This is a genomic window from Marinomonas profundi, from assembly GCF_020694005.1.
GTDB lineage: Bacteria > Pseudomonadota > Gammaproteobacteria > Pseudomonadales > Marinomonadaceae > Marinomonas > Marinomonas profundi.
In genome coordinates this window covers 1586504-1599418 of sequence record NZ_CP073013.1, presented here as the reverse complement: position 1 = coordinate 1599418, position 12915 = coordinate 1586504, and the positions used below count along the sequence as shown (strand labels likewise).

The window sequence follows — 12915 nt, the reverse complement described above, 5'->3', positions numbered from 1 at the left end:
TAATTTTTCTAGTTTTTTATACATATCGGACGTTTGATATAAAGCTGACTTTGCTTAACTATGGCGAGGAATTGAGGTTAACTCCGTGGTTTCCAATATGGATGATCATTTAAGGAAGCATGGTTCCCTTTTGTCAATGGTGCATGGCGGGCCATTTCCGGCCACTTCAGATGCTCGTGGCACATCAGTAGGAACGTTGTCTATCGACCGATTCTTGCGTCCAGTTTGTTTTCAAAATTATCCAGACTCCGTTCTCCCTGACGCGTTGAAAAATGACAACCCTCTCAATATCGAACGTTTAGTAAACGGTGTGAATACTAAAAAGCGTATAAAAGAATAATGACAAAAGAGTACGAAAATACATTAATGAGGGAGAAAGAACCTACTGCCGTGACGGGTCAAGGGATTGACCTTATTCGGCTCTGGCATAGAATGGCGTCAATTTAGCCCAAGTTCGGGATAATTCAAGATTGAGGTGAGACATGCCCAGTACATCGCTTGTTCCAATGGATTCCATTCGTCAGCGTCTAAAGACGTTTATTGAAAATTCGACGGTACAAGGTATTTTGTTGGCGTTGATTTTAATCAATGCCGCGATACTCGGATTAGAAACTTCCCCTGCGGTGATGGCCGTCGTTGGCCCGTTTTTAATGGCTTTGGACAAGGCCATACTGGCGGTGTTTGTGATTGAGATCCTCATCCGTTTGCTTGTGCATCGTTTCGCGTTCTTCAAAGACGGTTGGAGTGTGTTCGACTTCATTGTCGTGGGGATCGCCTTAGTGCCAGCCAGTGGGCCTTTTGCTGTGTTGCGTGCGCTCAGAGTATTGCGTGTGTTGCGCGTACTGACCTTTGTGCCATCGATGCGTAAAATTGTTGGTGCTTTAATTCAATCCCTGAATGGCATGTTGTCCATCGCCATGGTGTTGGGGCTGGTGTATTACGTGGCCGCCGTGATGGTCACCAAGCTATTTGGTGAGGCGTTTCCAGACTGGTTTGGTAGCCTTGGCGCTTCCCTGTATACCTTGTTCCAAGTGATGACCTTAGAAAGCTGGTCGATGGGCATCGCGCGCCCCGTCATGGAAGCCTTTCCCTATGCTTGGGCGTTCTTCGTCCCTTTTATTCTTATTGCTACCTTTACCATGCTGAACCTCTTTATTGCCGTTATCGTCAACGCCGTGCAAACCATACACGACGACGATCATCAAGAAGAGCTCGACGCAGAGAAAGCCACTCAGCAACAGCTACTTGAGCAAATGCAACAACTTCAGCAAGAGCTGAAGGAACTGCGTCGGGATATGAAGAAAGGGAAGGAGTGAGGATGTCTAGGTTTCTTCATAGATTGGATAGATTAAGGCTTTTCATTGCTTTAACAAACTCTTCAAAATCACTAAGCCTATGCTCTACAACATGCTTCACTATTTCTAAGTTAAGGATCTGATAGTCGTGAACCGCGATATTGCGAAGGCCAACCATCTTCTGCAAGTTTAAGGCTAGTGGAGCAGGGATAAAGCCTGCTTTTTTAAGCAGTTCAAAGCTGTCGCGGCTACTCTGTGGGATACCAGTCTGGTGTAGTCTGTGTCGAAGTTTTCTTTTGCTAAAGCGTAAACCTCCCGAATACGATCTAGGCAGCGATCAGTAGAAGCGAGCTTATTAATAATTGAGTCGTTCATTGTAAATAGTCCTGCAATAGGTCAGCTCGTTCTTCGTTCAAGTGTTGATACATAGACATGATCTGCATTTCAAACTTAGTTTGCTCGTCTTTGCTACCGAAAAGCAACTCACCATTCATAATGATCTGATTTTGTAAGACTGTCGAAGCCGTTAGCAAATCGACTAAATCCACGTCCTGATTCAGTTCGATGGCGAGTGTTTCTTGGAGATCAAAGCGTGCTACTGAGTCCATTTTTTTGTCCAGTAGCACGGCAATATCAATATCACTGGAAGCCGTAGCACTACCATCAGCTTGAGAGCCAAACAGGTAAATTAACCTAGCCTTTGGCATTAGCTGTTGTATGGCTTGAATTAGCTTATTTCTATCGAGCATAGTGCCACCTCAGCGTGATTTCTACATTCAGATCCTAGAGCGGTCAGATGTTAGTCGTTACGAATTATATACGAATGATTGTCTGATTATGAATCTGCAATCTAAAGCCTACTTCACTGCTCTCTTAAATTGAGTAAACGCTAAGGCGTGTTGTTTAACGGCTTCTATTCCAACAAGTGAATGTAGCATCTTATCTGGAGTGGATGTGAGAATGGGGAGTTTTTTACAGTATCCAATTCCATAGAAAAAAGCTCAATATAGACACTATTGTGCTCGTACTGTGATCAAGCGGAATACCGCAAGTCACTTAATAGGTCTACAGATTATTATCTATTAAGTAACTTTGTGTAGACCTCGGAATTCTAAGCAACGCGCTTTTACCATCTCTGAGGTAAATACTGCGTGAAATACAAAGGCATCACGATATTGGTTTGTTCTAACGCGGATGAGCCTTGTGTGCCCGCTAACTTAAAGGTTTTACTTGGAGTACATTTTTCAACGTAGGATGCCAACGATTTAGCTCTTGTACGTTTGCCACTTTTGACTTCAACAGGGACGATATTGCCTTCATCGGTTGCCAAAATAAATTCGATTTCGGCGCGGGCGTCATTCCATGAATAGCTTGGGTCAACGCCAATAGCAGTGAGCTCTTGTTGCACAAAGTTTTCAGCCACATAGCCTCTGTAGTTATAAACAGACAGTTCGTAATTTTGTTGCTTAATCTCTTTATAACTGCTGCCCAGCATATGATTGAGCAGGCCCACATCAAACAGAAACAGCTTGACCATATTTTCTTTTTTATAGGCCGCCAGAGGCGATTTCGGCAGCCCTTCAATAGGGTAGTTTGGCAAGGCTAAGCGGCAGCAGTTAAGCCAATGAATCGCGGTTTCAAAATCGCTATAACGAGATTTACGCTCATGCACATGTTTAAATTTAAAGCGTTTAACGGACTCATCGCTCACAAGTGATAGCTGCGCTGGAATACTGTTAAACACCGATTCAATCAGTGTGGCATTGACCTTGCCCGCGTACTTACCAAAATCACGGCGATAACCTTCAACTAAATCGGCATGAATTTTTGTGACTTTTTCAACACGCTCTAAAATGCTGGAATCTTTAAACTGATACCAAGCAGAAACGGCTTCCGGCATACCACCGGTAAAAAAGTAGTCTGTTAGTTTATCCATTAATTTAGTGTGCACCGCCGGTGTGCTTGCTTGACTATCAAATGCTTTGATCAGTGCTTGCTCGTTGGATGCGTAAATAAATTCTTGGAAGGTCAGTGGTCGTAAATTGTATTGTTCTACCTTGCCCACAGGGAAGGTGTTGAGCAAACCAATGTTCGAACCGCTGGCTGCGACAAAATAGGACGGTGCTTTTTCAGCAAAATATTTAAGCGAAGTAACGGCACGTTCGCATTCGCCAATTTCATCTAATATCAGCAAGTCGGTTTCTGGGTTGAACGCTTGGTTGGTTAACAACTCAATGTTCATTAATAGCTCGTCAGGTGACAGTGAGCCATCGAACGCTTCTTTGTAGGCGGGATTTTCAAGAAAGTCGATACGAAGGATGTTGGCAAAGGTGTTACCAAACAACTCTTGCAGCAGATACGTTTTACCTGTTTGTCTTGCGCCATCGATCAATAATGGCTTGCGTGCAGGTTGGTTTTTCCATGCTATTAAGGCGTTGAGTAAGTTACGCTGCATTGTCATTTCTCGCCAATTAAGATTGTTAACAGCCTGTACTATAACGAAACTTACACTTTAATGCGCATAAAAGTGCGTAATTTATCATTTTTACGCGCATTAAAGTGTTTGGTTGGGCGCTGTGTCTTTATCCGGCTGCATTAAAGCACTTCTAAGACATTGTTAGACAAGTGATTTTCTACCCAAGAGCTTATTCAATATTCTGTATCTGTTCCCTCATTTGTTCAATCAGAACTTTCAGTTCCACTGCGCTTTGGGTGGTTTCGACGACGATGGATTTCGATGAAAGCGTGTTGGCTTCGCGGTTGAGTTCTTGCATTAAGAAGTCGAGGCGGCGGCCAATAGGACCGTTTTGTTGTAGTTGGCGGCGCACTTCTTTGGTGTGTGTGGCGAGGCGGTCGAGTTCTTCGGCGACGTCGGCTTTTTGGGCCAGTAGGACGATTTCCGCTTCGACACGCATGGGGTCGAGGTCGACTTTGGCGGCGTCGAGTTTGTCGAGTAGGTTTTGTTTCTGTGCGGCGATGATGGTCGGCAGTTTGGCTTGCACTTCGACGACGATGGCGTCGATGGCGTCTAGGCGTTGTTCGATGATGTCTTTCAGTTGTGCGCCTTCACGTAGTCGTACTTGAATGAGTTCGTCGACAGATTGGTTGAAGAGTTCGACGACGGCTTTTTTCATCAGTTCAAAGTCGCTGCCTTCGTCGCTGAGAATGCCTGGCCATTTTAGGATGTCGAGTGGGTTGGCCGGGTTTAGGTCTTTAAACCAAGTGCCGAGTGTGTCGATGGCGTTGGCCAAGGCCTGGGCGTTACTGGCGTTGATGGTTAAGTTAGTAGCGGCTTTGTCTACGGCTTGGAAACGCAGTTGGCATTCGAGTTTGCCACGGTTGATCTTTTTGCGCAGCACATCACGAAAGGCAAACTCAAGCTCGCGGAAGTTTTCGGGTAGGCGAAAGTTAGGTTCTAGGTAGCGCTGATTGACGGAGCGAACTTCCCAGCTGATGGTGCCCCAATCGTATACGGCTTCTTGGCGTGAGAAGGCGGTCATGCTTGCTGTCATGTTGAATACCTAATTAAAAATGCAATAAAAAATAAAGGCGATATTGTAGCCTATCGTTAAGAGTTTCGCAGGGAAGGGGCGCAATTTTATCCAAGATCATTATAATTGCGGCTTTATGATGGTTAACCAGATAGAGAGATAAGTATGCGTCCAAGCGGAAGAGAAGCAGATCAATTACGTCCCCTTAAAATCACACGTAATTTCACTAAACATGCCGAAGGCTCGGTGCTGATCGAATGTGGCGACACTAAGGTTATTTGTACGGCCACTGTGGTTTCTGGCGTGCCGCGTTTTTTGAAAGGTAAGGGTCAAGGTTGGATCACGGCAGAATACGGTATGTTGCCTCGCTCTACGCACAGTCGTATGGACCGTGAAGCGGCTCGCGGTAAGCAAGGTGGCCGTACCGTGGAAATTCAGCGTTTGATTGGTCGTTCTTTGCGCGCTGCTGTGGATCTTAAAAAACTCGGCGAAAATACCATCACCATTGACTGTGATGTGATTCAAGCCGACGGCGGTACGCGTACGGCTTCTATTACCGGTGGTTTTGTGGCCTTGGCCGATGCCATGCGCGTTTTGGTTGAGAACAAGAAAGTCAAAGAAAATCCTATCGTCTCGCAAATCGCGGCGATCTCTGTTGGCGTGTACAAAGGCGTGCCGGTATTGGATTTGGATTACCCAGAAGACTCTAATGCTGAAACAGACATGAATGTCATCATGAACGACAAAGGTGGTTTTATTGAGATTCAAGGCACCGCCGAAGGCGAAGCCTTTAGTGATGAACACATGATGGGGATGCTCGCCGTGGCGCGTAAAGGCATTACAGAAATCATGGCAGCACAACGTGCGGCCTTACTTGATAAATAAAAGTTGATAAATAAAAACGGATAAATAAAAGCAGAGAAATAAGTGTCTGAAACAATCCGAGACATGTGTTTTCTGTTTTCTAAAGTCTAGCTTCGGCTAGATTTTTTTTGCCTGTTGTTTGTGTTTTATCATAGGAATGGACATCTTTTACTTATAAACAGCCATGCGTCGCGGATAGTACTTGAGTGTGAGCGTTTTCTGGGTCATATTTGAGCGAAATAGCTCGCTTTATGATCAATACAGCGAGGTGGAGAAACACAATGAAACGGTTGAGTCGGCTTTTATGGTTGTGTGGATGGGCGACAGGCCTTTCCGTTTCCTCTGTCAGTGCGGAAGAAATTGTGCTGCAAACGGTGCATTTACCGCCACGAATTATTGATGCTGCGATACTACCGCCACCGGCGGGTTTTGCCGATGCGGGTTCTGTGTATGGCTTTGATGTCGAGATATTACGAGCGGCCTATGCCACCCAAGGCGTGACGGTGCGTATTGAACTGCGACCGTGGAAGCGTGTCATGCGAGATGTTGAAGAGGGGTTGGTGCTGGGGGCGATTTCTTGTCGTCAAGTGCCGCTACGAGAAGCGTTCGCTGACTTTTCAAACCCTTTGAGCAACTCCGTCAGCACCTTTGTGACCCGTCGAGGGTATTTAGACGCGGAACCTTCCACGCTGGATATTCTGCAACGATACCAAGTGGCGGCGGTCAATGGCTGGGCGCAGACCAATATATTGGATGACGCTAAAATCCCCTATTTTTCTGTAACGGGACTGGAGCAAGGGATTAACCTTGTTTTACGGCGTAATCACGATATTTTTATGACGGAACGTGACAGCGTTATGTTTGTTGCAAAGCAAATGGGGGTCATGAGTAGGTTAAGTTTTTACGATGTGACGGCGTTGAGTTTAGATCACTATTCGGTGTGTTTTAGTAAGCAATACCCAGACTCAAAGAAATGGCGCGACCGGTTAAACAAAGGACTGGATGAGCTAGAGAGAAGCGGGAAAAAAGAAGAAATTTTTAAACGGTATGGTTTTTCTTCCACACTGGATTAAGTGTGACTCTGTGAGGGATTATGTTAGCTCTGCGTAAGCGTCTTTCTTATAAACAAGCGAAATGGGCCTTGTTGCTCTTGCTGTCGCTGAGTTTGGTGATGAGTGCTCTGCAAATTTTTATGGATTGGCAAGAAGAAAAAGCCACAATTCAGAATCAGGTGATGTCGACACTGCATATTGTTGAAAACTCAGCCGTCGAGGCCGCCTATTCATTGGATGAAGGCTTGGCTAAAAAAGTGTTAATTGGTCTTATGCGTTCAAACAGTTTTCATCAGGCGCGGTTGGAAGATGATTTGGGCTATGAGTTGGCCAGTATGTATCGCCCATTGGAGCCGTTATCTTTACGCTGGCTGTCTGAGAAGGTGTTTAATGACCTGCCAGAAAGCTTTCGTTTAGAGTTGAATCGAAGTAGCCATTTGTCGGTCGGCGCCATTATGGTCACGATCGACAGCGGCACGGTGACGAATGGTTTTATTCGCCGTAGTATTCGCCTGATCATGACCTCCATGGCGTCTGCGCTTTTGTTGGGCGTGGCGATGTTCATGTTGTTTTATATACAAATCTCACACCCTCTTTCGCGTTTGATCGGCCAGTTGAGCCTGCTGGAAAAAGAAGAGAACGACCCCGCCCAGTTGCAATTTAAGCAAACGTCCCGAGACGATGAGCTGGGGATTTTGGTGCGTACTATTACGGCGCTTTGGCATAAGCGTAAAAAAGTCGAAAACGAATTGGCCAAAAGTGAGGCCTATTTTAAAGCGGTTTTGCATCAGTCCAGTGAGTGTATGTTGCTGACAAATTTGAAAGGTCAAATATTGGATTGCAACAATGAAACCTGCCGCCTGTTGGCTTACGATGCGCCGACGTTATTGGCATTGAATATTATCGATATTGATCCAGAACAAACCCCCTGTCTGCTGCGAGAATGGTCGCAACACACCCAAGGCGAACCGAAGATTTTTGAGACGCAATACCGTCGTAGTAATGGCGAGTGCTTTCCTGTCGAAGTGTGCGCCAATATCATCATATTAGATCATGAAACGCGATTTTTGGCGTCTTTTCGGGATATTACACAGCGCAAAAAAGACCAAGAACAAGTGCGCTTTTTGGCCTATTACGACGCGTTAACCAACTTACCTAATCGGCGCTTTTTGAATCAGCATTTGGACGAGGTGATTACCACGGCACGCCGTGACGGTCAGGTTGGCGGCTTGTTGTTTATCGACTTAGATCGCTTTAAAAATGTGAATGATTCGATGGGCCATCATGTGGGCGATGCTTTGTTGGTTGAGGCGGCCAAACGTATTGTGTCCTGTTTGTCTGACGCTGACATTGCTGTGCGCATCGGTGGGGATGAATTTGTCATACTGCTGCCGGTGTTGGGGGAGGATGTCGAAGAGGCGCAGCAAAGAGTCACGCATTTGTCTGAGGTGTTGTTGTTGCAATTGTCGCAGGCCTTTTGTTTAGAGCAAACCGATTTGTTTATTTCGGCCAGTATTGGTATCAGCTTGTTCCCCATGGAGGATGTTAATGGTTCGCAGGTGCTTCGTCAGGCGGATACGGCCATGTACGATGTCAAAGCCACGGGACGTAACGGTTTCCACTTTTATCGCCAAGAAATGCAACAACAGGTGACTGATCGAGCGGCAATAGAAAAAGCCTTACACAGTGCCATCGCCAATGATGAGTTTTATTTGGTGTATCAGCCTCAAGTCAATAAACACGGGCAACTAATAGGCTTTGAAGCCTTGTTACGCTGGCAAAGTGATGAGCTTGGTTTGGTGGCGCCGAATCGTTTTATTGCCATCGCGGAAGAAGTAGGGCTAATCGACGAGATTGGCTGCTGGGTGCTGGAGGACGTTTGCCAACAGCTGAAAGTGTGGCAAGAGATAGGGTTGCCGGCGTTATTTGAAGGCGTTGCCGTTAATATCAGCCCGTATCAATTTGCCAAAGACAGCTTTGTCGATACCGTGAAAGCGGTGATCGATAGCACCCAAATAGACTCAAGCCTGCTGGATTTAGAAATTACGGAAAGCATGTTGGTCGAAAATATTCCGTCCGTGGCAGAAAAAATGTGGCGCTTGAAAGAGCAGGGCGTTCGTTTCTCCATTGATGATTTCGGTACGGGTTATTCCTCATTGCGATATTTGCAGCACTTTCCTTTGAATCAGCTAAAAGTGGATCAGTCGTTCGTACGTGACTTATCCAACGATTTGAATAGTCAGGTTATTGTTAACACCATTGTGTCTATGGCCGACCATATGAATTTGTCTGTCTTGGCTGAGGGTGTGGAAAACGCCCCAGAAAAAGACGTTTTGGAAAGCATAGGTTGCGTCCGGTATCAGGGGTATTATTTTTCTGAGCCGGTTAAAAGTGAGGTGGCAACGCGGTATCTTTGCGACAAGGTGACCTTTCCACTCCAACATCAAAACGCCTAATACTGCTTGCTTGGCGCTAAATGTCAGTTATTGTGCGCGTTTTTGCGCCTCACAAAGTAAGGATTCTTTGCGATCATCCGTTCACAATAAAAATAAGGAGAAGCAAGGTGAATAAACTGATCGGTGTTGGCGTTCGTGCTGGAATAGTGGTGGCTATGACGTTGGGTTCTGGCGTGCAAGCGGCGAACCTAGAAGGAACATGGGTGCTGCAAGATGCAGACAATACGCAAGCCAAGCTGGATGCGGCGGTGGAAGATGTTGTCAAAGAAATTAACTTTTTTATTCGCGCCTTGGCACGGCCAGTATTAGAAAAAGAGACGCAGATTTGTAACACCTGGCTGTTGGCGACGGACGCCACGCAGTTTTTGTGGCAATGTGATGAGAGCCCGCCTGGTGAGCTTGCTTTAAGCGCCAATAAAAGCGAAATGATGAGTGACGATGGCCGTTTGATTCACGGTACGTTGCAGCAATCTGAAGATCGTGTGGCAACGATTCTGGAGTCTGATCGAGGCAAACGGACCAATGTTTGGCAGATCGTCAGCGACAACGAAATGCGTTATACCACCACGCTTGAGTCAGACAAAATTCCTAAACCACTGACGTGGACGCTCACTTATCACAAACAGTAAGCACTTACTTTTAAGCAGTTACTTTTAAGCAATAAGACTGACCCTAAACAGTAAAAGTCGTGAGTGTTGGGTTATCAGTGATAGAAAACCCCAATAGGCGTCAACCTATTGGGGTTTTTTAGTGGTCGCTTACGCGGCGACTGGACCGATCTCGATTAACGTGTCACAGCACCCGTTGGAGCGAATTTCGCGCCATCAAGCGGGGTATTTTTTTGAATATACTCCACTAACACATCAGCATCGACATAACCTGAGTTGACGTAATTTGGGTGATCGGTGATTTTAGGATAGCCATCGCCACCCGATGCGGAATAGTTGTTCATCGCAATACGGTAAGTTTTGCCAGTGTTGAGAGCGCTACCATTGACCATGATGTTGGTGGCTTTACCGTCTTTAAGCATCAAGGAAACGCCGCTGAACTGAGCAAATGCCCCCGTGCCGGCTTGTTTCGACGCCAGCGCTGAAAGGTAGTCTGTCAGCTCATTGGCGTTGAAATCCACATAAGACACCATGTTGCCGAACGGCTGCACGGTCAGCACACTTTTATAAGTCACGATGCCTTTTTCTAGGTTATCGCGGATACCACCTGAGTTCATCACTCCGATGTCGGCATGGACTTTTTGTTTCATCGCCAGCGCAATCAAGTTACCTAAGTTGGTTTCTTGGTTACGCACAACATCGCGATCGCCGACAAAATCAGAGGTTGAGAAACCCACTTCGATATTTAGCCCTTGCTGACCCTTTTCTTGGAATGGCGTTAGCATGGCGAGCATGCTTGGGTCTTGGCTGATTTCTTCGGCAATGAAGACGCGTTCAGATTTGCCGTCTGCGGTGGTGACTTTTTTCTTTAAGTTAACTGGGATTAGCTCATATTCAGACCAGACGATGGCGCCGTTTTTATAAACAAAATCTAAGCGGCCAAGGTATTTCCCCCATTCGTGAGCTTGCAGGATCAAGGTGCCGTTTTGTTCATCTGGCTGGGTTAGTGGGTTTTGTGAGTGACCACCGACAATGATGTCAATGCCCGGCACCGTGCGTGCTAAAGTCACATCGCCGGGCGCATTGCCGCCATGGTGACCGTCTTTGTAATGGCCCATGTGCGTTACCGCAATCACAAGATCGGCTTTTTTACGCAGCTCAGGAACAAGTTTTTTAGCCGCTGTTATGGGCGATGTAATCTTGATGCCGTCGAGGAATTCTGGGTTGCCCAGTTTTATCGTATCGTCGGTGGTGAAACCGACTACGGCGATTTTAAGGTCGTCTACTTGGAATATTTTATAGGCATCAAACAGCAGCTTGCCTGTTTTGGCGTCAAAAACATTCGCCGAAAGGAAGGGGAATCCGGCCCATTCTTGTTGCTTTTTCAATACTGAAAGCGGGTTGTCAAACTCGTGATTACCCAGCGCCATGGCATCGTACTTCAGCATTTTCATGCCGCGAAAGTCTGGTTCTGCGTCTTGTAAATCGGATTCTGGTACGCCGGTGTTGATGTCACCACCGGATAATAATAAAGAGTTGCCGTTGTCTAACACGACTTCTTCACGAATATTGTCGATCAGGGTCTTACGAGCGGCCATGCCGTATTCGCCATTATTGTTTTGCCAAAAACGACCATGATGATCATTGGTGTGCAAGATGGTGACCTTGTATTCTTTGTCTTCTTGCCAGTCCGGTTTTTGTGGCCCCATCGAACAGGCTGTCACGGATAATGCGACGCCTGTTACCGCAATATGCGTGATAAAACGTTTGGTTAATTTCATGACTTGGTTCCTTTACATGATATTCGTTGGTCATTCTTCGATTCGAGATAATCAAATACCACTTATAGCGTGGCTTTGTTGATTACGCTGCTCAAAATGTATCTCATATTTATGACAAGTTCGAGAGACAGTGTCGTAATTTTGACCATTTGTGCAATAAATGAGAGGACTAGACAAAAAAAAGCCTGTGGACAAAAAATGAATTTTGCCACAGGCCTGCCTTAACGGCTAAAAAGGTTACAAAAGTCGAGCCTTAAAGATCAAGGCGGCGACCCGATTCCTGATCAAATACCACGGCTTTAGAGGTATCAAACATCATTTTGATGATCGAACCAGCGTCGGCGGGGTACATTGGGTTAGAGCGACAGTTGATTTCAGCATCATTAACACGAGTTAAAATCATAGTATCTGCGCCCATTGGTTCTGTTACTTCGACTTCAACATCGGTTGTGGTCACAAAAGGCTGGCCTTCTTTGTGCGGCTGAGGCTCGGTGATCATTTCAGGACGCAAGCCAAGTAAGACGGTTTTGCCCACGTAGTCTTTGAGCGCTTCTGGTTTTGGAAAGGGCAAAGCCACAGAGGTGCTGGTGGCTAATTCCAACATGGGCACGCCATCTTGCTCAACCACTTTGGTTGGAATGAAGTTCATCGCGGGTGAACCCATGAAGCCCGCCACGAATAAGTTGGCTGGGTTGTCATAGATTTCTTGTGGTGTACCAAGCTGCTGTACTTCTCCGTCTTTCATTACGGCGATGCGATCCGCTAACGTCATGGCCTCGATTTGATCGTGGGTAACGTACACGATAGTCGTGCCGAGCTTTTTATGCAGCTTCTTGATCTCGGTACGCATCTCTACGCGTAACTTGGCATCTAGGTTAGACAATGGCTCATCAAACAAATAAAGCTGAGGACGACGAGCTAAGGCGCGTCCCATGGCAACACGTTGACGTTGACCACCAGACAATTGCGCTGGCTTACGGTCTAGTAGGTGGCTGATTTGTAACATATCCGCCACGCGATTCACTTCGATCTCACGCTCTGTTTTTGGTACTTTGCGCATTTCCAAGCCGAACGAAATGTTTTGCCCTACCGTCATATTCGGATACAAGGCGTAAGACTGAAACACCATCGCGATATCGCGGTCTTTTGGGCTGGTGTAAGTGACGTCGTTGTCGGCGATCAAAATGCGCCCTTCAGTGACATCTTCAAGACCCGCAATCGAGTTCATCAAGGTGGATTTGCCACAGCCTGATGGGCCAACCAAAATCAGGAACTCGCCTGCTTTGATGGAAATATTGATGCCTTTCAACACTTCTGTGTTGCCGTAGCGCTTTTTAACATTATCAATGACGAGGTTTGCCATGTTGT

At 46.3% G+C, this 12915-nt stretch carries 11 protein-coding genes and 1 pseudogene; 6 read left to right on the top strand and 6 right to left on the bottom strand.

All coding sequences use genetic code 11. The features are described 5' to 3' along the window. Window positions 1–133: 133 nt before the first annotated feature. Both J8N69_RS07500 and J8N69_RS07495 read left to right on the top strand, forming a co-directional pair. Window positions 134–340, top strand: a pseudogene (locus J8N69_RS07500) (aldehyde dehydrogenase (NADP(+))); the annotation flags it as partial. Between the two features lie 142 nt (window positions 341–482). Then, window positions 483–1316, top strand: a complete 834-nt coding sequence (locus J8N69_RS07495; RefSeq protein ID WP_168823874.1) for an ion transporter — start codon at window positions 483–485, stop codon at window positions 1314–1316. Window positions 1317–1332: 16 nt separating this feature from the next. On the opposite strand, the gene hepT is transcribed toward J8N69_RS07495, so the two are convergent. The 4 genes from hepT to J8N69_RS07475 form a co-directional block, all read right to left on the bottom strand. Then, the gene (gene hepT, locus J8N69_RS17175) at window positions 1333–1557 is read right to left on the bottom strand and encodes a type VII toxin-antitoxin system HepT family RNase toxin (RefSeq protein WP_408631803.1); all 225 of its coding nucleotides are present in this window, start codon (window positions 1555–1557) and stop codon (window positions 1333–1335) included. Window positions 1558–1666: 109 nt separating this feature from the next. Then, window positions 1667–2044: a type VII toxin-antitoxin system MntA family adenylyltransferase antitoxin gene (gene mntA / locus J8N69_RS07485; RefSeq protein WP_168823876.1), complete on the bottom strand. Its 378-nt coding sequence runs from the start codon at window positions 2042–2044 to the stop codon at window positions 1667–1669. Between the two features lie 377 nt (window positions 2045–2421). Next, the gene (locus J8N69_RS07480; protein WP_168824009.1) at window positions 2422–3750 is read right to left on the bottom strand and encodes an ATP-binding protein; all 1329 of its coding nucleotides are present in this window, start codon (window positions 3748–3750) and stop codon (window positions 2422–2424) included. A 190-nt stretch (window positions 3751–3940) separates the two neighbouring features. Next, window positions 3941–4807 carry a YicC/YloC family endoribonuclease gene (locus tag J8N69_RS07475; RefSeq protein WP_168823878.1) on the bottom strand — a complete coding sequence of 289 codons (867 nt, stop codon included), beginning with the start codon at window positions 4805–4807 and terminating at the stop codon, window positions 3941–3943. 144 nt (window positions 4808–4951) lie between these two features. On the opposite strand from J8N69_RS07475, the gene rph reads away from it, so the two are divergent. The 4 genes from rph (at window position 4952) to J8N69_RS07455 (ending at window position 9787) form a co-directional block, all read left to right on the top strand. Next, entirely contained in the window at window positions 4952–5671 is a 720-nt protein-coding gene (gene rph, locus J8N69_RS07470) for a ribonuclease PH (RefSeq protein ID WP_168823880.1), read from the top strand. A gap of 260 nt (window positions 5672–5931) precedes the next feature. Continuing rightward, a complete protein-coding gene (locus tag J8N69_RS07465; protein ID WP_168823882.1) occupies window positions 5932–6723 on the top strand; it encodes a substrate-binding periplasmic protein in 792 nt (263 codons plus the stop codon). A 20-nt stretch (window positions 6724–6743) separates the two neighbouring features. Continuing rightward, the gene (locus J8N69_RS07460) at window positions 6744–9158 is read left to right on the top strand and encodes a sensor domain-containing protein (RefSeq protein WP_168823884.1); all 2415 of its coding nucleotides are present in this window, start codon (window positions 6744–6746) and stop codon (window positions 9156–9158) included. A 107-nt stretch (window positions 9159–9265) separates the two neighbouring features. Beyond that, window positions 9266–9787: a hypothetical protein gene (locus J8N69_RS07455; protein ID WP_168823886.1), complete on the top strand. Its 522-nt coding sequence runs from the start codon at window positions 9266–9268 to the stop codon at window positions 9785–9787. A gap of 155 nt (window positions 9788–9942) precedes the next feature. Here the strand turns inward: J8N69_RS07455 and ushA are convergent, their stop codons facing one another. After that, a complete protein-coding gene (gene ushA / locus J8N69_RS07450; protein WP_168823889.1) occupies window positions 9943–11547 on the bottom strand; it encodes a bifunctional UDP-sugar hydrolase/5'-nucleotidase UshA in 1605 nt (534 codons plus the stop codon). Between the two features lie 253 nt (window positions 11548–11800). Further along, window positions 11801–12910 carry an ABC transporter ATP-binding protein gene (locus tag J8N69_RS07445; RefSeq protein WP_168823891.1) on the bottom strand — a complete coding sequence of 370 codons (1110 nt, stop codon included), beginning with the start codon at window positions 12908–12910 and terminating at the stop codon, window positions 11801–11803. Window positions 12911–12915: the final 5 nt, after the last annotated feature.

Coding starts and splice junctions, on each gene's coding strand:
- ushA (WP_168823889.1), bottom strand. CDS start 11,547: ATGAAATTAACCAAACGTTTTATCACGCATATTGCGGTAACAGGCGTC.
- J8N69_RS07495 (WP_168823874.1), top strand. CDS start 483: ATGCCCAGTACATCGCTTGTTCCAATGGATTCCATTCGTCAGCGTCTA.
- J8N69_RS07475 (WP_168823878.1), bottom strand. CDS start 4,807: ATGACAGCAAGCATGACCGCCTTCTCACGCCAAGAAGCCGTATACGAT.
- J8N69_RS07460 (WP_168823884.1), top strand. CDS start 6,744: ATGTTAGCTCTGCGTAAGCGTCTTTCTTATAAACAAGCGAAATGGGCC.
- rph (WP_168823880.1), top strand. CDS start 4,952: ATGCGTCCAAGCGGAAGAGAAGCAGATCAATTACGTCCCCTTAAAATC.
- mntA (WP_168823876.1), bottom strand. CDS start 2,044: ATGCTCGATAGAAATAAGCTAATTCAAGCCATACAACAGCTAATGCCA.
- J8N69_RS07445 (WP_168823891.1), bottom strand. CDS start 12,910: ATGGCAAACCTCGTCATTGATAATGTTAAAAAGCGCTACGGCAACACA.
- J8N69_RS07465 (WP_168823882.1), top strand. CDS start 5,932: ATGAAACGGTTGAGTCGGCTTTTATGGTTGTGTGGATGGGCGACAGGC.
- J8N69_RS07480 (WP_168824009.1), bottom strand. CDS start 3,750: ATGCAGCGTAACTTACTCAACGCCTTAATAGCATGGAAAAACCAACCT.